Here is an 18,207-nt window from a genome sequence, read left to right as displayed (position 1 = left end):
TCCACAATGCGGTGGACAGCCCGCGTCATCGCGGTGTCGGCGCTCTTGCTCGTCGGCACCGCGGTGCCCGCGAACGCCGCCAGTCCGCTCGACCTGACCAGCGGCTTCTACGTCAACACGGGTTCGGCGCCCGCCCAGTGGGTGGCGTCGCACTCGAGTGACTCACGAGCCTCGAAGATCAACGCGGCCATCGCGTCGAAGCCGATCGCGAAGTGGTTCGGCAACGACGGCGCCATCGGCACGTCGGTGGCGAGTTACGTCAGCGCCGCCGACAGCCACGACAAGCTCCCGGTGCTCGTGGCGTACAACCTGCCCGGCCGCGACGCGTGTGGCGGCGAATCCGGTGGGGGAGCGGGGAGTCTCGGCGCATACAAGACGTGGATCTCGAGCTTCGCGGCCGGCGTCGGGACCCACCCGGCGGTCGTGATCATCGAGCCGGACGCCCTCGGTGACTTCGACTGCATGAGCAGCGCGCAGATCGCCGACCGGAACACGATGCTCACGTACGCGACGCAGATGTTCAAGCAGAAGGCCCCGAACACCTACGCCTACCTCGACGGCGGCAACGCCGGCTGGGTGGCGGCGGCGACCATGGCGAGCCGGCTGAAGGCCGCCGGGGTGGCCAACGTCCGCGGCTTCTCGGTGAACGTGTCGAACTACTACACCACCAGCCAGTCGATCAGCTACGCCAATTCGGTGAAGTCGGGGGTGGGCGGCAGCGCGCAGTTCGTCATCGACACCAGCCGCAACGCCAACGGCTCCAACGGGAACTGGTGCAACCCGGCCGGGCGCAAGCTCGGTGTCACCGCGCAAGCCGGTGGTGGCGCGGAGATGCTCCTGTGGGTGAAGACGCCCGGTGTGTCCGACGGCGAGTGCGGCATCGCGCCGACGGTGCCGGCGGGGACGTTCAGCCCGGACATCGCCGTCCGGCTGATCGACGGCACGTGAAACGCTTGACACACAACACTGTAAGCGCTTACAAAGGAGGCTGAGCGAAGGAGGTTGTCGATGGGCTGGCGGTTCGCCGTGAGCACGCTGGGCATGCCGGGCATCCCGGTGCGCGAGGCCGCGAATACCGCGTCGGCGCACGGGTGCGAAGGCCTGGAGCTGCGGGTGCACGCGAGCGAGGAAGTCCACTTGGGACTGCCGGGCCGGGCCGTCGACGACCTCCGTTCGCTCCTTTCCGGTCAAGGGCTCGCCGTCGCGTGCCTGGCCGGGTACGCGAAGGTCTGCCGCCCCGGCCCCGACGGGCCGGTGATCGGCGAGCTGCGCGCGTTGATCGAGCTGGCGCACCGGATCGGCGCGCCGGCCGTGCGCGTCTTCCCGGGCGGCGACGGCGACGCGCGGTCCCGGATCGAAGCCGTCCTCGACGACCTGCGCGACTCCGGGGTGCGCCTGCTGCTCGAAACCCACGACTCGCGTCCCACCGGCGCCGCGGCCCTGGCGGTCGTCGAGCCGTTCGGCGACCCGGACCTGGTCGCCGTCCTGTGGGACGCGGTGCACCCGTGGCGCGCCGGCGAGGAACCGGCCGTCACCCGCGAGGTGCTGGGCCGCTACCTCGGCTACTTCCAGGTCAAGGACGCCGTGGGCCGCGACGACCCGACCCCGGTGCCGCCGGGCGACGGCGCGATCCCGCTCTCCGAGTGTGGCGAACTCCTGCGTTCGTGGTCGGGCTGGATCTCCCTGGAGTGGGAGAAGGCCTGGTACCCGGCGCTCGCGCCGATCGACGTCCCCCTGCGCGCGGCCGCGGCCTGGTTCCGCCGGTACACGCTCCCCGAATGACGAGGTGGAAATGACGAAACACAGCTTGGGTGTCGTGCTCAACGGCGTCACCGGCCGGATGGGCTACCGCCAGCACCTGGTGCGCTCGGTCCTGGCGATCCGCGAGCAAGGCGGCGTCCTGCTCGCCGACGGCTCCCGCGTGCAGCTCGAACCGCTGCTCGTCGGCCGCAGCGACGACAAGCTGTCCGAGATCGCGGGCCGGCACGGCCTGACGCGCTGGACGACCGACCTCGACACCGCCCTCGCCGACAAGGACTTCCCGCTGTACTTCGACGCGCAGCTGACGTCGGTCCGCGAGAAGTCGATCAGCCGGGCGATCGACGCCGGCAAGCACATATACACCGAGAAGCCCCTGGCGGAATCCGTCGAGGGCGCCTTGACGCTCGCCCGGCAGGCGGCCGCGGCGGGGGTGAAGAACGGCGTCGTGCACGACAAGCTGTACCTGCCCGGCCTGCGCAAGCTCGCACGGCTGGTGGACAGCGGGTTCTTCGGCCGGATCCTGTCCGTGCGCGGGGAGTTCGGCTACTGGGTCTTCGAAGGCGACTGGCAGAGCGCGCAGCGGCCGAGCTGGAACTACCGGGCCGAGGACGGCGGCGGGATCGTCGTGGACATGTTCTGCCACTGGAACTACGTGCTGGAGAACCTGTTCGGCGCGGTCCGCGCGGTGACCGCGCGCGCCGTGACCCACATCCCGTCCCGGGTGGACGAGCAGGGCACCACCTACGACGCGACGGCCGACGACGCCGCGTACGCGATCTTCGAGCTGGACGGCGGGATCGTCGCGCAGCTGAACTCGTCGTGGTGCGTGCGCGTGCACCGCGACGAGCTGGTCGAGTTCCAGGTGGACGGCACGCGGGGGAGCGCGGTGGCCGGCTTGCACAAGTGCGTCGTCCAGCCGCGCGAGGTGACGCCGAAGCCGGTGTGGGACCCGGACCTGCCGGAGACGCGGGACTACCGCGCGCAGTGGCAGGAGGTGCCGGACAACGCCGAGTTCGGCAACGGCTTCAAGGCGCAGTGGGAGCAGTTCGTCCGCCACGTCGTCGCGGACGAGCCGCACCCGTACGACTTCCTGGCCGGCGCGCGCGGCATTCGCCTGGCCGAGGCGGGGCTGGAGTCGTCGCGTACTGGTCGTCGCGTGGAGCTGGAAGGGCTGAAGTCCTGAAACGACACCGAGCCCGGCAGCGCGTCGCTGCCGGGCTCGGGGGTCGGTCGGGTCAGGCGCCGGGGCCGGAGTAGATCTCCGAGGCCTTCGGCGCGGTGACCGTCGTCGGCTTGTCCCAGTCGCTGAACTCCATCGTGCCGCTCTTCGGCTCCTGCATGCGCAGCAGGTAGTGCGGCTCGGCGGCGGCCACCGTCGCGGTGCCGTCGGAGCTGGTGAAGTTCAGGGCCGGGACGCCGCCCGCGGTCGTCTGCTCGCCGCCGGAGAAGGTCGCCGAGTCGATCTCGCCGATGGTGTTGTCGGTGAAGGTCTTGTAGTCGAGGAACTGCTTGAACGCCTCGCCCATGCCGGCGCCGATCTGGGACGTCGAGGGCACCCACTTGTCCTTGAGCGGTTTGCTCAGCGACGCCGGGATCCCGGCTTCCTTGATCAGCGACTCGCTGAACCGGAAGTAGTACTTGTCCCCGACGCGCAGCACCGGGACCTCGAGACCGTCCTTCACGATGGTGCCGCTCGCGCTGTCCGGGTTGAGCTGCAGGTCCAGGTTGATGTTCCCGCCCTCGGAGACGGTGCCCCGCACGTGCACGGCCTTGGCCTGCTTCGCGGCGGCGACCACGGCGGTCCCGGCCTGCTTGGCGTCGAGCGACGCGGCCTTGGCCTCGGCGGAGGTGGAGGCCGCGGCGGGAGCGGCGGACGCGCCGGCCGGCTCGGCGGTCCCGGAGGTGCTGGAGCACCCGGTGGAGATCAGGGCGGCGACGGCCCCGGTGGCGATGAGCGCTCCCAGGCGGAGTCGAGACATGAGCGATGGGTCCCCTCGTGAAGGTCCGGGCGTCCCGGACACGAACGGACTATCGACCAAGCGGGTGATCCGTTACGCCCTGTTGGGGGAGATCGCCTTCATCGCCCGAAAGATGCGGTATCGACGTCTTCGACGTAGCCGCGTGCTCACCTTCCGCAATGTCTCGCGAGGTGTCACAAACTCCGGTCCGGCGGCATCTCGAGGTCGATCACCAAGACCTCAAGGAGAACCCCGTGAACCTCGCACTGTGGATCGCCGCCGGACTGCTCGCCGTCGTCGCGCTGACCGGTGGGGTCAGCAAGACCTTCGTGGCCAAGGAGAAACTGGCCGGGATCCCCGGCGGGCAGTGGACCGGGGACTTCGGTGCCGGCTTCGTGAAGACCCTCGGAGTCCTCGAGCTCCTGGCCGCGATCGGCCTGGTCCTGCCCGCGCTCACCGGCGTCGCGCCGGTGCTGGTGCCGGTCACCGCCGCCTGCTGGGTGGTGCTGATGATCGGCGCGATGATCACCCACCTCCGCCACGACGGTGCCGGCCGGTTCGTGGCGCTGAACCTGACCTACCTCGCGCTCGCGGCGTTCGTGGCGTGGGGCCGGTTCGGTCCTGCGCCGTTCACCGCCTGAACGCCGTCAGGCGACCTCGTTCAGCTTCCCGGTCGCGACGTCGAAGACGAACCCGCGCACCGAGTCCTTCTTGGGGATGTACGGGCTGTTCTTGATCCGCGCGATCGACTGGCGGACGTCGGTGTCGAGGTCGGTGAAGGCTTCGGCGGCCCACGCGGGCTTGACGCCGACGTCCTCCTGGATCGACTTCTTGAAGTCGTCGTCGGTGAAGGTCAGCATCCCGCAGTCGGTGTGGTGGATGAGGATGATCTCCTCGGTGCCGAGCAGCCGCTGGCTGATGGCGAGCGACCGGATCTCGTCCTCGGTGACGACACCGCCGGCGTTGCGGATGACGTGGGCTTCGCCTTCGTTGAGGCCGAGGACGCCGTAGACGTTGATGCGGGCGTCCATGCAGGCCAGGACGGCGACGTGCTTGGCGGGCGGCAGCGGCAGCGGCCCGGAGAACTGCGCGGCGTACTCGGCGTTGTTGGCCAGGAGGTCGTCGGTGACCGACATGGTGGTCCTTCCGCGGTAGTAGTGGCTCGGCCGAGTGGACCCTTCCATGCGGCCATGCGCAACCGTGCCCATGACCTGGGACCGGACTGGCCCGAACGGGTGCCGCACCCATCCGCGCGGGCCCCCGCGCCGAACGCGCGTGTCCGTCCACTCCGGACGCGGTCTGCGCCGAACGGGGGCATAACGCCTCGTCGTCGCAAACCGTATGACCCCGGTGGCCTGCGACGACGCGCTCCGACCCGTCGAAAGTCGCTGCCGCACAAGGGAAAGCCCGGCCTAACCTCCGGTGACCCGCGGACGGCGTCCTCCCCGCTCCCCACCGTCCGCGCGGTTTCCTTCGCCGACGAGGAGATGCCGAGATGCGGAAACTGTCCACCGTCTTCTGCGCCGCCGTGGTGGCGGTGCTCGCCCTGGCCGCCGCCGTCCCGGCCGCAGCCGTCCCCATCGCTGCCGCTGTGCCGATGTCCGCGCCGGGCGGGACCGTGCCCGGGCTGACCGGGGCCGCCGCGAAGGCCGCCGCCGGGCCCGCGGCCGACCGGTTCCTGGAGATCCGCCGGGCGCAGGCCGGCCGCGCGGCGCCCCGGGCCGCCGCACAGAAGCACACCTTCTGGGGGCCGGAACCCCAGCTGGCCACCAGCGCCGACGGCCTGGTCGTGACCCAGAGCGTCACGCCGAGTCTGCGGATCTCCCACTCTTCGGACGTCGTCTACGCGCCGACCATGAAACCCACCGGGCACTCGTGCGTCGAGGTGGTCACCGCGTACGGGCTCGGCCAGGCCGCGCAGGTCTGGGCGTGGGACTGGTGCCGGTCGGTGTCGCCGGCCAAGGTCGTGCCGATCGACAGCGCGTTCCTCGCGAACTACACGAGCACCGTCGACGGGCACCCGGCCTACACCGTGCAGGAGGTCCGGACGAACACCACGGCCAACAGCTGGACCGCGTCGCTCCGCAACGTGAAGACCGGTGCGTGGGACACGCTCTTCACCCAGAGCGGCAGCGACCAGAGCGGGCTCGACGAGGGCTGGGACATCTTCGAGCTCTACTCGACGCGCAACCCCGCGACCGGCAACGCCTACTACTGCGCGGACGCGCGGGGCGCGGTGTTCGAGTCGAGCTCGCTGCGGCTGCGCGTCGCCGGGCAGTGGGTGGCGGCGTCGGCGACGAACTCGCCGCTGCGGCCCACCGCGAACCCGCGGCCCGCCGACTACGACTGCTCGACGTTGCGGTTCGAGGTCCCGTCGCCGAACAGCACCTGGCGCGTGACCGTCTGAGACCAGGGTGCTCGCCGGCTCGGCGAGCACCCCGGCCACCGGCGTCGGCTCAGCCGGCCGGCAGCAGCTCGCGGCCGCGTTCGCGCCACCAGTGGTCGAACGCGGCACTGCAGCCCTGCCGGCCGGCGTAGACGCGCACGACGGCGTCGTGGATCTCGCCGATCCGCGCCGCCACCGGCGTGCCCGGCCGGTAGCAGAGCCGCAGCTCCTGCCACAGGGGCGCGCCTTCGATGGCCCGCACGACGATGGTCGCCGGCAGGTCCTCGCGCGTCGCGAGCGCCGGCGCGACGGCCATGCCGGCCCGGACGAGGTCCTGCAGCGTCGCCAGGCACTGCGGCCGGTGCGGCTGGTCGAGCGCGACGCCGTGCCGGCGGCACACCCGCTGCAGGTAGGCCGACCACCGCGTGGTGCCCGGCGGGTCGTCCGCCCACGGGTGCTCGGCGAGCCCGGCGAACGGCACGGTCCGGCTCCGCGCCAGGGGGTGGTCGTGCGCGAGGATCACGAACACCGGCTCCCGCGGGTGCACGACGACGCTCCCGACGCCGTCCGGCACGACCGCGTCCGGCAGCGGCGGGAGGTAGACCAGCGCCAGGTCGAGTGAGCCCGCGGCGACCCGCGCCAGCGCGACGGCCTCGTCCTGGTCCTCCTGCACGCTCACGCCGTGGCACCACGGCTGGTCCCGCAGCCACCGCGAGACGGCCAGGTGCAGGAAGCCGCAGTACCCGCCGACGCGCAACGGCCCGGCGGGCGCCCGCTGTTCGCCGATCCGTTCGGTCAGCGCGGAGACCCCGGCGAGCACGGTGCGCGCTTCGGCGACGACGTCCGCGCCCAGCGGCGTCGGCACGCAGCCGGTGGGGGAGCGGACGAACAGCAGGCCGCCGACCGACCGTTCGACCCGCCGCAGCAGCCCGGACAGCGCGGGCTGGGAAACCCGCAGCACCCGGGCGGCCCGGGTGAGACTGCGCGTATCGGCCACGGCCACGAGCGCGCGCAGGTGACGCAGTTCCAGCTCCACGGCCCCCTCCGGTGGTCGGGGTGAGCTCACTTTAGTCCGCGTGATCACCCCGGGCACCCGACCTGAGTCGCTACTCCACGCCGTCACTCGACCTTGGTCACTCGACCGTGCGGGCCAGGATGCCGAGGGTGGCGCGCAACGCCGTCTCGGGGATGATCGGGAAGGTGATCTTGTCCCGGTACCGCTCCTCGATCTGGCTCCAGTCGTAGTACGACGTCACGAGCGTGCCGGTGCCGTCCGCCTCGAGCCGGTAGCCGTAGAGGTGCCGGATCGGCGGCTGGATGGTGCCGGAGATCGTCCACTCCAGCCGGCTGTCCTGCTCGTAGCGGGTGATGATCACCGTGACGTCGTACTTGCCCATCGGCACGTCGTTGAGGGACTCGCGGTCCATGTGCACGACGAACTCGTCGCCCACCCCGCGGACCGGTTCGCCGTCCGCGGACTGCAGCATCCCGGAGCTGTCGATGGCGACGTGCCCCTGGGGGTCGGTCAGCAGGGCGAACACCTTCGCCGGCGGCGCCTCGACCTTGCGGGTCACTTCGAACCGTTCTGACGTCATGGCCCCGAGACTGCCACGGCTCTCGCGTGTACGCCGTCCGGGCGGTCACAGGTCCAGCACCAGGTCCGACCGCGGCCGGGCGCAGCACACCAGCGCCGTGCCCGGTGGTGGGTCCTCCAGCGGGTCGGGCTCGTAGCCGACCTCGCCCGACAGCACCGGCGTCACGCACGTCTGGCAGACGCCGGACCGGCAGGACCAGCGGGTCGGCACGTCACACGCCTCGGCGAACTCCAGGACGTTCGGGTAGTCCGCGCTCCACGGCACCGTCAGCCCGCTGCGGGCGAACGTGACCCGGGGGCCGGTGCCCGGCGGGGTGGCCGGTGGGTGGGGTGGCGCGTGGACGGCGCCGACGATCCCGGGGTTGATCGCCGGCAGCGCGCCGAACAGTTCACTGTGGACCCGGCCGGGTGCCAGGCCGAGCCCGACGAGCGCGTCCCGCGTCGCGGACATGAAACCTTCGGGACCGCAAACGTATGCGGTCGCGTCGACCGGCAGGTCCAAAGTGGACAAAGCGGCCCGGTCAAGCCGGCCCCGCCGGGCGCCCGCGGTGCCGGACGGCGGGGTTTCCGCCGTGTAGTAGACGTGTTCGCGGGCGTGGGGGAGACCGGCGAGCAGCGTGTGCGCTTCGGCGGCGAAGGCGTGTTCGGCGGCCGAGCGGGTGGTGTGCAGCCAGCGGACGTCGCGGGTGCTGCCCGCCGCCGCCAGCGTGTGCAGCATCGCCAGGACCGGCGTGACGCCGATGCCGGCGGAGATCAGGAGCACCGGCGAATCGTCTTCGGCCAGGACGAAGTCGCCGCGGGGCGCGGCGACCGGCAGGACCGCGCCGGCGGTCAGCCGGGTGTGCAGGAAGCCGCTCACCGCGCCGTGGTCCTCCCGCTTCACGCTGATGCGGTACTCGGTGTCCGAAGGCATCGCCGAGAGCGAGTAGCTGCGGACCGGCGCCGGGTCGCCGGCCCCGGGGACGCGCAGCGTGAGGAACTGGCCGGGCTCGGGCCGGGGCAGCGGCGCGCCGTCCGCGGCCGTCAGGTGGATCGACGTGACGGTGGTGCTCTCCGGCACGACGCGGGACACGCGCAGCTCGCGGAACCCGGTCCAGGCCGCGGTTTCGGGCTTGCGTTCGTGTTCATGTTCGGCGAGCAGGTCGCGGAACGACCCTTGCCAGCCGGGGCTGAGCGCCGGGATGTCGACGGCCTTGCGGAGATCGGCGGTGTCGCGCCCGGGCAGGTAGAGGAGTGCGTCGATGTCGGCGACGCTCATCTCGTGGCGCCCGGTCCGGGTGCGGACGATCTCGTCGCCCGCCCGGACCCGGCCTTCGCGGATCACTCGCAGGTAGAAGCCGGGCCGGTGGTGCGCGACCAGCAGCGCCGGGATCCGCGGCTCGCCGAGGCGCATCCCCACCCGGAAGCACGTGACGCGCGGCTGCGTCACCTCGAGCTCGGCCTCCCCGATCCGGTACCGGTCGCCGATGTGCACCTCGTCGTCGGGCAGGCCGTCGACGGTGAAGTTCTCGCCGAACTGGCCGTATTCGAGGTCGTCCCGGCCCAGCTCGTCACGCCAGAAGTCGTAGGACTGGCGCTGGTAGACGAGCACCGCGCGGTTCTCGCCGCCGTGGCCGCCCAGGTCGCCCTGGCCGTCACCGTCGATGTTGAGCCGGCGGACCATCGCCGGGCCGTCGACGGGGTACTTGAAGATTCCGGTGTGGACGGTCCGGCCCTGCCAGGGCACGTCCTTCGGTTTCCCGACGTTGAGGGACAGCAGTCTGGGCACGGTTTCACTCCGCGGGTTCGGCGCGCGAGCGCTGGTAGTGCCGCCGGGCCTTCATGCGGTTGCCGCAGACCGCCATCGAGCACCAGCGGGCGCTGTTGGGTTTGCTGTGGTCGATCAGGAACAGCCGGCACTCCGGGTTCGCGCACGGGCGCAGCCGGTTCCCGCCGGCCTTCGTGAGGTCGGCCCAGGCGAGCACGGCCCGGGACGCGGCGGAATGACCCGGCGCGGGATCGAGCTCCCACTGGATCTCGTCGTCCGCGAAGTGTGCCCGGTAGCTCAGGCCTTCGACGAACGGCGCGGCCGACGCCGCCGGGTCCTCGCCGCGCACGATCCGCTGCAGCACGGCACGCGCCTCGCGCAGCGCTTGCCACTCCGCTTCGGAGGCCGGCTGGCCGTGGGCGGCGAGCCAGCTGCGGCCGAGTGCCGCGTCGGCCAGGTCGTCCTCGGGTGCGCCGTTGCGCACGGGGGTGCTGTTCAACAGGTCGAGCAGCAGCTTTTCGAAGCCCATCGATCTAACCTCCCAACTCGTAGTTGACAGGTTACACCCTCCTGTGGTTCCGTGTCTAACCAGTAAAGCTGATCGATGGGGTTAGCCGGAAAGGGGCAGGTCATGGGACTGTCGTGGCAGCAAGGACCGCTCTCGGAGCGGTCGGTCGGGCACTTCCTGGTGCCGCAGCCGCTGCCGGAGCGGCTGCTGTTCGCCGAGCCGCTGCGCCGCCGGATGCGCGTGCGCTTCGGCGGGCAGTGGGTGGCCGACAGCGAAGACGTCGTGCTCCTGCACGAGCCGAACCGCTACCCGGTGGCGTACTTCCCGCGCGCCGACGTCGCCGAAGGCGTGCTCGGCACCGAACCGCGCACCACGACCCACCGCGAGCTCGGCCCGGCCGCGTGGTTCACCGTGCGGGCGGGGGAGCAGGAGGTGCCGCGGGCGGCCTGGCAGTACACCGGCCTCCCGGACCACGCCGGTGTGCTGCGCGACCGCGTCGCCTTCGCCTGGCGGGCGATGGACGCCTTCTACGAGGAGGACGAGCGGATTCTCGGGCACGCGGCCGACCCGTACCACCGCGTCGACATCCGGCGGACGTCCCGGCACCTCGTGGTGCGCGACGGCGATCGTGTCGTCGCCGACACCCATCGCCCGGTCGTGCTCTACGAGTCCGGCTTCGCGCCGCGCTGGTACGTGCCGCGCGAAGACGTCGACCAGGCGGCCCTGACCCCGGTCGAGGGCCAGACCTTCTGCCCCTACAAGGGTTTGGCCGGCTACTTCGACATCGGCTCCCGCAAGCGCGCCGCGTGGTCGTACCCCGAGGCGTGGCCCGAGGTGGCCCGGGTGTCCGGGTTCGTTTCGTTCGAACCGGACCTCGTCGACGTCCACCTCGACGACCGCAAGCTGGCCCTCGAACCGGGCCAGACCGTGTCCCCGCACGGCGTCGACCGCGGTCTCGATCCCGACGAACTGCGGTCCCGCGCCGCGGCCGCACCCACTGGAACGGAGTGACCATGTCCGCCACCCTGAAAGACCGCCGTGTGCTCGTCATCGGCCGCGGCAGCGGGATCGCCCGCGCCGTCACCCTGGCCCTCCGGGAGGCGGGCGCGACGGTCGTCGTCGCCGGCCGCGACCCGGAAGCACTCGCCGCGGCGTACGACGACCCAGGCGTCACGGCCGAGCAGGCCGATCTCACCGACGAAGCCGGCGTCGCCGCGCTGGCCGAACGGCTCGGCCGGGTCGACCACGTCGTGTCGACGGCTTCGGCCCGCGCCCGCGGCGCGGTCGGCGACCTCGACCACGACACCGTGCTGAAGTCGTTCGAGGTCAAGGTGCTCGGCCCGATCCTGCTGGCCAAGTACCTCGCGCCGCGGATGCCCGAGGACGGCTCGTTCGTCTTCTTCTCGGGCTCGTCCGCCCGCAAACCCGCCGCCGGCATGCTCGCGGTGGGCGCGACCAACGCGGCCGTCGACGTCGTGACGCGCGGTCTCGCGGTCGAGCTGGCGCCGATCCGCGTCACGGCGGTCTCGCCGGGCACGATCGACACCGGCGCCTACGACGGCCTCGGTGCGGACAACAAAGCCGAGCTGTTCGCCACCCGCACGGCCACGAACCCCGCGCGGCGCATCGGCCACCCTGAAGACATCGCCGACGCGGTCGTCTTCGCGCTCACGAACACCTTCCTGACCGGCGTCACGCTCGGCGTCGACGGCGGCGAACCCCTCGTCTGAAAGGAGCACTCATGTCCACCCCGACGCCGGACGGCGCCCTTGTCATGGACTACCGCATCGAGGTCGTCACCTTGCCCGTCGCCGACGTCGACCGGGCGATCCGGTTCTACACCGGCCAAGCCGGCTTCACCTTGGACGTCGACTACCGGCCGAACGACGGGTTCCGCGTCGTGCAGCTGACCCCGCCCGGCTCGGCGTGCTCGATCCAGCTCGGCACCGGCCTGACCGCCGCGGCCCCCGGCTCGGCCCGCGCCGGTTATCTGGTGGTGGCCGACATCGAAGCCGCGCACCGCGAACTCGCTGCCCGCGGTGTCCCCGTCAGCGAGGTCCGGCACAAGAAGTCCGTGGACTGGCAAGGGGATTTCGCGCCCGGAGCCGATCCGCGGCGGCGTGACTACGCGAGTTTCCTGGACTTCGCCGACCCGGACGGCAACACGTGGGTCGTCCAGGAACGCGGGTTCAGCGCGCCTTCCAGTAGCCGCAGAACATGACGTCGTCCTTGGGGATCCCGGCCCGCACCCAGTGCCGGCGCAGGGCGACGGCCATGGCCGATTCCCCGACCACCCAGCCGTGCACCGGAACCGCGGGCACGGGCGTGTCCTGGGCCGCGGCCAGCACCACCTGTCCGGCGGCGGCGCCGCGGCCGCGTGCCAGCCAGGTGACCTTGACCCCTGGAGGTGCGTCGAGCGGCTGCTGATCTTCGGCGTCGGGGAGCTCGATCAGGGCGTGCCCGGTCGCGTCGCGGGGGAGTGCGGCGAGCACGCCCGCGATCGCCGGCAGGCCGGTCTCGTCGGCGACGAGCAGGAAGTGCTCGCGGCCGGGTGCCGGGTTGAAGCCGATGCCCTCGTCGAGGATCGCGACGGCGTCGCCCCGCCTGCAGTGCTGCGCCCAGGTCGCGGCCGGGCCCGCGGTCCCGTCCGCGGCGGAGCCGTGCAGGACGAAGTCGACGTCGAGCTCCGGTCCGTCGGGGCCGTCGGGCCGGTACGCGCGGACGGAGTAGTTGCGCAGTACCGGCCGGCTCGTCTTGGCGATGGTCAGGAACCTGGCGTAGGCCAGCGCGTTGAGCTTGTTCGGCAGCCTGTCGAGGGACCCCTCGGCCACCGGGATGAACAGCCGGAACCACTGGTCGAACCCCATCGGCGTGAACGCCTCGACGTCGTCCTGCCCGAGGGTGACCCGCGCGAAGTGCGGCGAAAGGCGTTCGCGGCGAAGCACCCGCATGGTGAGCAGTTCGGCGGTCTCCGGCTTGATCCGGGTGGCCGTCAGGTTCTGCCGGGCCATCTCGACCTCCGGTTAGGTTAGGCTGCCCTTCGTTCGAGTCACCCTAGTACACCGAGCGCAGCAGTTCCACGGTCTCCGCCTCGGAGGGGTGCCGTGGGGCGTTCTTGGTCACCGCGTCGGCCAGCGCGCCTTCGGCGATCGCCGGGATCAGGTCCGCCGTGACGCCGAGGTCGCGCAGCGGGCGCTTGATCCCGAGCGCGCCCGAGACTTCGCGGACCGCCGCGATCGACGCCGCCGCCCAGTCCGGTTCGGGCGTGACCCGCAGCGCGCGGCCCACCGCCTCGTACGCGGCTTGAGCGGACGGCGCGCTGAAGGTCATCACCTCCTCGAGCACCGCGGCCAGCGCGACGCCGTGGGGTGTGCCGGTGTGAGCCGTCAGCGCGTGGCCGAGGCCGTGGACCAAGCCGAGGCCCGACAGCGTCAGCGCATGGCCCGCCAGGTGCGCCCCGAGCATCAGCTGTGAGCGCGCCTCCAGGTCACCGCCGTCGCGGTGGGCGACCGGCAGCCAGCGGCCGACCAAGGTGACCGCCTGGGCCGCGTAGGCCGCGGACACCGGGCTCGACCCGCGCGAGGCGAGCGATTCGATGCCGTGCACGAGCGCGTCCAGGCCGGTGGCCGCGGTGACCGCCGGCGGCAGGCCGACGGTCAGCTCTGGGTCCAGCACCGCGATCCGCGGCTTCACCGACGGGTGTCCGATGTAGACCTTCCGGCGGGCGCACAGGTCTTCGGTGACGCCGAAGCCGTTGGTCTCGGCGCCGGTGCCCGACGTCGTCGGCACGGCGATCAGGGGCAGTCCCTCCGCCGCGTCCCACAGCCGGTCCGCGTCCGCGGCCGCCGCGCCGGGGTTGCCGGCGAGCAGCGAGATGCCCTTGGCCGCGTCCAGCGCCGAGCCGCCGCCGAGCGCGACCACGGCGGCGTCGCCGAACTCGCGCAGGCGCGCGGCACCGCGGTCGAGCTCGGCGGTCGACGGGTTCGGGCCGACGTCCTCGTGGACGGCGTGTTCGAGCCCGGCCGCGGCCAGGATCTGCTCGACGCGCCCGACGATGCCGGTGGCCCGCAGGCCCCGGTCGGTGACCACGAACGCGCGGGTCCGCCCCAGGGTGTCGACGTAGGCGGGCAGGTCGGCGACCACACCCGGGCCGAATTCCGTCCGTCCGGTGGGTTCGATGCTCAGTCGCACGCTAATCCTCCGGGAGCGCGAGCCAGGTGGTTTTGAGGGCGGTGTAGGCGTCCAAGGCGTGCAACGACTTGTCCCGGCCGGCGCCGGTCGCCTTGAAGCCGCCGAACGGGGTGATCACGTCGCTCGCGTCGAAGGTGTTGATCCACACCGTCCCGGCACGCAGCTGCCGCGCGACGCGGTGGGCGGTGGTGACGTCCCGCGTCCAGACCGACGCGACCAGCCCGAAGTCGCTGTCGTTGGCCAGCTGGACGCCTTCGCCGACATCGCCGTCGTAGGTGAGCACCGACAGGACCGGTCCGAAGACTTCCTCGCGGGCGATGGTCATCCCGGGCCGCACACCGTCCACGATGGTCGGTTCGAGGTACGTCCCGCCGGTCTCGGTGAGCACCCGCTCACCGCCGTGGGTGATCGTCGCGCCGTCGGCCCGGGCGCCGTCGAGATAACCCAGGACGCGGTCCAGCTGGACGTCGTCGACGAGCGGGCCGAGCACGGTCGCCGGGTCGAGCGGGTCGCCGATCCGGAACGTCGAGTCCGTGACCGAGATGACCTCGGCGAGCAGCTCGTCCTTCAACGCGGCGGGCACGACCAGGCGTGACCCCGCGTTGCAGGTCTGCCCGGCGTTGTAGAAGATGCCCCACGCGACCGCCTGTGTCACTGCCGCCAAATCGGCGCCGGGCAGGACGAGCTGCGGTGACTTGCCGCCCGCCTCGACGGCGACCTGCTTGCCGTTGGACTCCCCGGCGTAGACCTGGAACAACCGCGCCACCTCGGCCGAGCCGGTGAACGCGATCTTGTCGACGTCCGGGTGCCGCCCTAGCGCCTGGCCGACGACCTCGCCGCGGCCCGGGACGACGTTGAGCACGCCGTCGGGCAGCCCGGCCTCGGTCGCCAGCCGGGCCAGCAGCAGCGTCGCCAGCGACGTCTGTTCGGCGGGCTTGACGACGACGGAGTTGCCGGTGGCCAGCGCCGGGCCCAGCTTCCAGGACGTGATGAGCAGCGCGTAGTTCCACGGGACGACGACGCCGATCACGCCGAGCGGTTCCCGGGTGATCCACGCCAGCGCGTCGCCGGGGGTGGGCGCGACCTCGTCGTAGGTCTTGTCGATCGTCTCGGCGTACCAGGCGATCGTCTCGGCGGCCTTGGTGACGTCGACGCGCCGCGCCTCGCCGACCGGCTTGCCCATCTCGAGGGAGTCGAGCAGCGCCAGCTCGTTCGCGTTGTCCACGATGGACTCGGCCCAGCGCAGGAGAATGCGTTTGCGCTCGCGCGGCGCGAGGCCGCGCCACCGGCCGTCCTCGAACGACTCCCGCGCCACGCGGACCGCTCGGTCGACGTCTTCGGCGCTCCCGGCCGGGATCCGCGTCAGCTCCCGGCCGTCGCGCGGGGACGTGCTCGCGAACGTGGTGTCCGAAGTGGACTCGACGGGCCGGCCGCCGACGAACGGCCGGGCTTCGAAGGTCAGCTTGTCCGCCAGGGCCTGCCAGTCCTGGTGCGTCAGATCCGCCACCGGGCCACCGCCTCCTCGTCCAGTTCGATGCCGAGGCCCGGCCGCTGCGGGACCTCCAGGGTGCCGTCGGGGGTGATCATGAGCGGCTCCGCCAGCATGAAGTCGCGCCGCTGCGGCGTCCAGCCGGGCGGGTCCCACGGGAACTCGAAGAACGGCCCGCCGCCGACCCCGGCGGCAACGTGCAGGTTGGCCAGCACGCCGATGCCGTTGGTCCAGCTGTGCGGGGTGAAGGCCCGGTGCTTGAGCTGGGCCACTTCGGCGAGCGTGCGCGCCCGGTGCATGCCGACCGCGAGCACGACGTCCATCTGGTAGACGTCGAGGACGTCGTGTTCCAGATAGCGCAGCAGTTCGGGCACCGAGTGGTGCATCTCGCCGGCCGCGATCCGGACGCCGGGGTTCTCCGCGCGCAGCGTCCGGAAGCCGTCGACGTCCTCGTAGGGGAGCGGCTCCTCGACCCAGAAGACGTCCAGCTCGGCCAGCCGCCGAACGATCCCGCGGGTCTTGGCGAGGTCCGACGCGGCAGCCGTGTCCCCGGCCATCCGCCAGGACTGGTTGAGGTCGACCATGATCGCGAAGTCGGGCCCGAGTGCGTCGCGCACCGCGGTGACGGCGGCGATCCCGTCGGCGACGTGGTCCCGGTCGATGCGGATCTTCATGGCCCGGAACCCGGCTTCGTGCGCCCGCAGCGCCGTCTCGACGCGTTCGGCGGGCGGCTTTAACTCGGCCGACGACGCGTACGCCGGGACCGCCTTGGCCGCGTTGCCGAACAGCGTCGAAACCGGGAGCCCGGCGACCTGGCCGATGACGTCCCAGAGCGCGGCCTCCAGCGGCCAGAAGCGGCCGCCGTGGAAGTTGGCCGTCTCGATGGCCTTCACGTGCCGCACGATGTCGAGCGGGTCTTCGCCGAGGAACAGGTCCTTGACCGCGTCGAACCCGGCCATCGTGTCGCCGGACCCGATGCCGGTGACGCCGTCGTCGGTGTGGACGCGCACGATCGTCGCGTCGAAGTGGCGCCGCGGCCGCGGGTCCCACGCCGCGCGCAGCGGCGGGTCGAGGTCGAGCCGCAGCCGGTCCAGGACGATGTCGGTGATCTTCATCGGCTTCGACGTTATGAGCCGCCACGGGACGCGGCAAGGGGCGGCGGCACATCGCAACGCGCGTTGCGCTGAGACCAACTGTTAACGTCCGGAGATGACGCTCCCGGCCGACGCGGCCCGGCCTTCGGGCCACGGTCTGCGCCGTGACCTGGACCTGCTGGAGGCCCTGGCCTCGCCCGAAGCGCAGCGGGCCGGCGGGCTCGGCGTCGTCCGGCTGGCGCAGCTGACCGGCCGGGAGAAGAGCCAGGTCTCGCGGGCGCTGAAGGCCCTCGCGGAAGAGGGTGTCGTCGAGCGCGATCCGGACACCCTCGGCTACCGGCTGGGCTGGCGGCTGTTCTCCCTGGTCGCGCGCACGGTGGAGGATCGGCTGGTGCGCGCCGCCGAGCCGGTGATGCACGCGCTGTCGGCGGAGCTGGAGGAGACCAGCCACCTGTGCGTCCTGCGGGAGCAGGAGGTGCTGACGCTGCTCTCGGTGTCCGGGCACTCGTTCCGCGCGCACGACTGGGAGGGGCGCGGGGTGCCCGCGTACTGCACGTCGGCCGGGCGGGTGCTGCTGCTCGACGCGACCCCGGACGAGCTGTACGTCCGCTTCCCCGCCTTCGACGCCGACGACCCGCGCTCGGAGGTCCGCACGCTGCCGCAGCTGTGGGCGAAGATCCAGGAGTGCCGCCGCGACGGCTTCGCCCGCGTCCACGAGGAGTTCGAGGAGGGCCTGGCCGGAGTATCGGCCCCGGTCCGCGACTTCCGCGGCCGCGTGGTGGCGGCACTGAACATCTCCGCACCGGCGGCCAGGCTGGCGAACCGCCTGGAGGCAGCCGGCCGAAGCACAGCGGAAGCGGCGGCCCGGGTCTCGGAGCACCTGGGGTTCGCGGCGGCTGAGAGGCCGTTGCCGCAGAGGACTCGGCTCACCTGAGAAGCGCGAAACCCACGTCCACAGTGGACGCGGGTGGTCAGCTGTGCGAGGTCAGTCCTTCGCGGGCGGGTCCAGCTGCGCCAGGTGCTCGGTGATCTCCGTCAGCAGGCCCGTCGCCGCTTCGCCCAGGGCCGCCAGCTCGGCTAGCGTCGCGCGGGTGCCCAGCGCGGACGGCGCGGGCGGCGTGTCGGTGGTGGCGGACATCAGATCTCCTGGATGACGTCGTGGTGGGCGCCGATGGCGTCGGCGAACGCGGTGTGGACCCGGAGGTACTCGTCGAGGGGGACCGAGGTGCCCGCCCACTCGTGCCAGCGGATGTGGGCCTGCGCGGCGCTCAGCCGCGCGGCCGCGGCCACGCTCGCCGGATCGCCGCCGGCGAGGATCGCGCGGTGCATGATCGGCGGTGTCGACCGCCGGGCCAGATCGGCCAGGGCCGCGAGCCTCGTGAGCTCCGCGGAGGGGTCGCCTCCGTCCGGCCGGCGCTGCTGCGGGGGGACCCGGCGGGCGTTTTCGCGGCCGCCGGTCAGGACGCTGGTCATGCGAAC

Annotated in this window: 21 protein-coding genes; 9 read left to right on the top strand and 12 right to left on the bottom strand. The window is 72.2% G+C overall.

All coding sequences use genetic code 11. From position 1 onward, the window contains the following. Positions 1 to 6 precede the first annotated feature (6 nt). Genes OG570_RS43005 through OG570_RS42995 form a run of 3 tightly spaced genes read left to right on the top strand, consistent with a single transcriptional unit; the run spans position 7 to position 2,944 of the window. Positions 7 to 948: a glycoside hydrolase family 6 protein gene (locus tag OG570_RS43005; protein WP_326954465.1), complete on the top strand. Its 942-nt coding sequence runs from the start codon at positions 7 to 9 to the stop codon at positions 946 to 948. Positions 949 to 1,008: 60 nt separating this feature from the next. Further along, the gene (locus tag OG570_RS43000) at positions 1,009 to 1,782 is read left to right on the top strand and encodes a sugar phosphate isomerase/epimerase family protein (protein ID WP_326954464.1); all 774 of its coding nucleotides are present in this window, start codon (positions 1,009 to 1,011) and stop codon (positions 1,780 to 1,782) included. A gap of 10 nt (positions 1,783 to 1,792) precedes the next feature. Beyond that, a complete protein-coding gene (locus tag OG570_RS42995) occupies positions 1,793 to 2,944 on the top strand; it encodes a Gfo/Idh/MocA family protein (protein ID WP_326954463.1) in 1,152 nt (383 codons plus the stop codon). Positions 2,945 to 2,996: 52 nt separating this feature from the next. On the opposite strand, the gene OG570_RS42990 is transcribed toward OG570_RS42995, so the two are convergent. After that, positions 2,997 to 3,740 carry a hypothetical protein gene (locus OG570_RS42990; protein WP_247049708.1) on the bottom strand — a complete coding sequence of 248 codons (744 nt, stop codon included), beginning with the start codon at positions 3,738 to 3,740 and terminating at the stop codon, positions 2,997 to 2,999. A gap of 233 nt (positions 3,741 to 3,973) precedes the next feature. Between OG570_RS42990 and OG570_RS42985 the strand changes: the two genes are divergently transcribed. After that, positions 3,974 to 4,360, top strand: a complete 387-nt coding sequence (locus OG570_RS42985; RefSeq protein ID WP_326954462.1) for a DoxX family protein — start codon at positions 3,974 to 3,976, stop codon at positions 4,358 to 4,360. 6 nt (positions 4,361 to 4,366) lie between these two features. Here the strand turns inward: OG570_RS42985 and OG570_RS42980 are convergent, their stop codons facing one another. Then, positions 4,367 to 4,855 carry a beta-class carbonic anhydrase gene (locus OG570_RS42980; RefSeq protein WP_326948164.1) on the bottom strand — a complete coding sequence of 163 codons (489 nt, stop codon included), beginning with the start codon at positions 4,853 to 4,855 and terminating at the stop codon, positions 4,367 to 4,369. 359 nt (positions 4,856 to 5,214) lie between these two features. On the opposite strand from OG570_RS42980, the gene OG570_RS42975 reads away from it, so the two are divergent. Further along, positions 5,215 to 6,126: a carbohydrate-binding protein gene (locus OG570_RS42975; RefSeq protein ID WP_326954461.1), complete on the top strand. Its 912-nt coding sequence runs from the start codon at positions 5,215 to 5,217 to the stop codon at positions 6,124 to 6,126. A gap of 49 nt (positions 6,127 to 6,175) precedes the next feature. Here the strand turns inward: OG570_RS42975 and OG570_RS42970 are convergent, their stop codons facing one another. From OG570_RS42970 to OG570_RS42955, 4 genes are all read right to left on the bottom strand, one after another. Beyond that, positions 6,176 to 7,141, bottom strand: coding sequence for a LysR family transcriptional regulator (locus OG570_RS42970; RefSeq protein ID WP_326948166.1), 966 nt, complete (start codon positions 7,139 to 7,141; stop codon positions 6,176 to 6,178). A 97-nt stretch (positions 7,142 to 7,238) separates the two neighbouring features. Continuing rightward, complete coding sequence (locus OG570_RS42965; protein WP_326948167.1) at positions 7,239 to 7,700, bottom strand: SRPBCC family protein; 462 nt, start codon at positions 7,698 to 7,700, stop codon at positions 7,239 to 7,241. 45 nt (positions 7,701 to 7,745) lie between these two features. Beyond that, positions 7,746 to 9,467: an MOSC and FAD-binding oxidoreductase domain-containing protein gene (locus OG570_RS42960; protein WP_326954460.1), complete on the bottom strand. Its 1,722-nt coding sequence runs from the start codon at positions 9,465 to 9,467 to the stop codon at positions 7,746 to 7,748. A gap of 4 nt (positions 9,468 to 9,471) precedes the next feature. Further along, positions 9,472 to 9,975 (bottom strand): CGNR zinc finger domain-containing protein, encoded by a 504-nt coding sequence (locus OG570_RS42955; protein WP_247049718.1) that lies wholly within the window; start codon positions 9,973 to 9,975, stop codon positions 9,472 to 9,474. Positions 9,976 to 10,077: 102 nt separating this feature from the next. Between OG570_RS42955 and OG570_RS42950 the strand changes: the two genes are divergently transcribed. From OG570_RS42950 to OG570_RS42940, 3 genes are read left to right on the top strand one after another with little or no spacing between them, the layout of a single operon-like run. Next, a complete protein-coding gene (locus OG570_RS42950; RefSeq protein WP_326954459.1) occupies positions 10,078 to 10,965 on the top strand; it encodes a DUF427 domain-containing protein in 888 nt (295 codons plus the stop codon). A 2-nt stretch (positions 10,966 to 10,967) separates the two neighbouring features. After that, positions 10,968 to 11,684 carry an SDR family oxidoreductase gene (locus OG570_RS42945; RefSeq protein ID WP_326954458.1) on the top strand — a complete coding sequence of 239 codons (717 nt, stop codon included), beginning with the start codon at positions 10,968 to 10,970 and terminating at the stop codon, positions 11,682 to 11,684. A gap of 11 nt (positions 11,685 to 11,695) precedes the next feature. Beyond that, on the top strand, positions 11,696 to 12,175 hold the full coding sequence (locus OG570_RS42940; RefSeq protein WP_326954457.1) for a VOC family protein: 480 nt from the start codon (positions 11,696 to 11,698) through the stop codon (positions 12,173 to 12,175). On the opposite strand, the gene OG570_RS42935 is transcribed toward OG570_RS42940, so the two are convergent. From OG570_RS42935 to OG570_RS42920, 4 genes are read right to left on the bottom strand one after another with little or no spacing between them, the layout of a single operon-like run. Continuing rightward, the gene (locus OG570_RS42935; protein ID WP_326954456.1) at positions 12,144 to 12,965 is read right to left on the bottom strand and encodes a siderophore-interacting protein; all 822 of its coding nucleotides are present in this window, start codon (positions 12,963 to 12,965) and stop codon (positions 12,144 to 12,146) included. The two genes, OG570_RS42940 and OG570_RS42935, sit on opposite strands and share 32 nt — an antisense overlap. Before the next feature lie 43 nt (positions 12,966 to 13,008). After that, a complete protein-coding gene (locus OG570_RS42930) occupies positions 13,009 to 14,145 on the bottom strand; it encodes an iron-containing alcohol dehydrogenase family protein (protein WP_326954455.1) in 1,137 nt (378 codons plus the stop codon). A gap of 1 nt (position 14,146) precedes the next feature. Beyond that, positions 14,147 to 15,652: an aldehyde dehydrogenase gene (locus OG570_RS42925; RefSeq protein WP_326954454.1), complete on the bottom strand. Its 1,506-nt coding sequence runs from the start codon at positions 15,650 to 15,652 to the stop codon at positions 14,147 to 14,149. Further along, positions 15,640 to 16,749 carry a mandelate racemase/muconate lactonizing enzyme family protein gene (locus tag OG570_RS42920; protein WP_326954453.1) on the bottom strand — a complete coding sequence of 370 codons (1,110 nt, stop codon included), beginning with the start codon at positions 16,747 to 16,749 and terminating at the stop codon, positions 15,640 to 15,642. The genes OG570_RS42925 and OG570_RS42920 overlap by 13 nt, the downstream gene beginning before the upstream one ends. Before the next feature lie 94 nt (positions 16,750 to 16,843). Here OG570_RS42920 and OG570_RS42915 point away from each other — a divergent pair, with 94 nt between their 5' ends. Further along, positions 16,844 to 17,662, top strand: a complete 819-nt coding sequence (locus tag OG570_RS42915; RefSeq protein ID WP_326954452.1) for an IclR family transcriptional regulator — start codon at positions 16,844 to 16,846, stop codon at positions 17,660 to 17,662. Positions 17,663 to 17,713: 51 nt separating this feature from the next. Here the strand turns inward: OG570_RS42915 and OG570_RS42910 are convergent, their stop codons facing one another. Together OG570_RS42910 and OG570_RS42905 are read right to left on the bottom strand one after the other, a co-directional pair. Then, on the bottom strand, positions 17,714 to 17,866 hold the full coding sequence (locus OG570_RS42910) for a hypothetical protein (protein WP_326954451.1): 153 nt from the start codon (positions 17,864 to 17,866) through the stop codon (positions 17,714 to 17,716). Then, positions 17,866 to 18,201: a hypothetical protein gene (locus OG570_RS42905; RefSeq protein ID WP_247049736.1), complete on the bottom strand. Its 336-nt coding sequence runs from the start codon at positions 18,199 to 18,201 to the stop codon at positions 17,866 to 17,868. The genes OG570_RS42910 and OG570_RS42905 overlap by 1 nt, the downstream gene beginning before the upstream one ends. Between the last annotated feature and the right edge of the window lie 6 nt (positions 18,202 to 18,207).

Origin of the sequence: Amycolatopsis sp. NBC_01286 (assembly GCF_035982555.1) — a bacterium.
Taxonomy (GTDB): domain Bacteria; phylum Actinomycetota; class Actinomycetes; order Mycobacteriales; family Pseudonocardiaceae; genus Amycolatopsis.
This window is presented reverse-complemented; position numbering and strand designations above follow the sequence as displayed.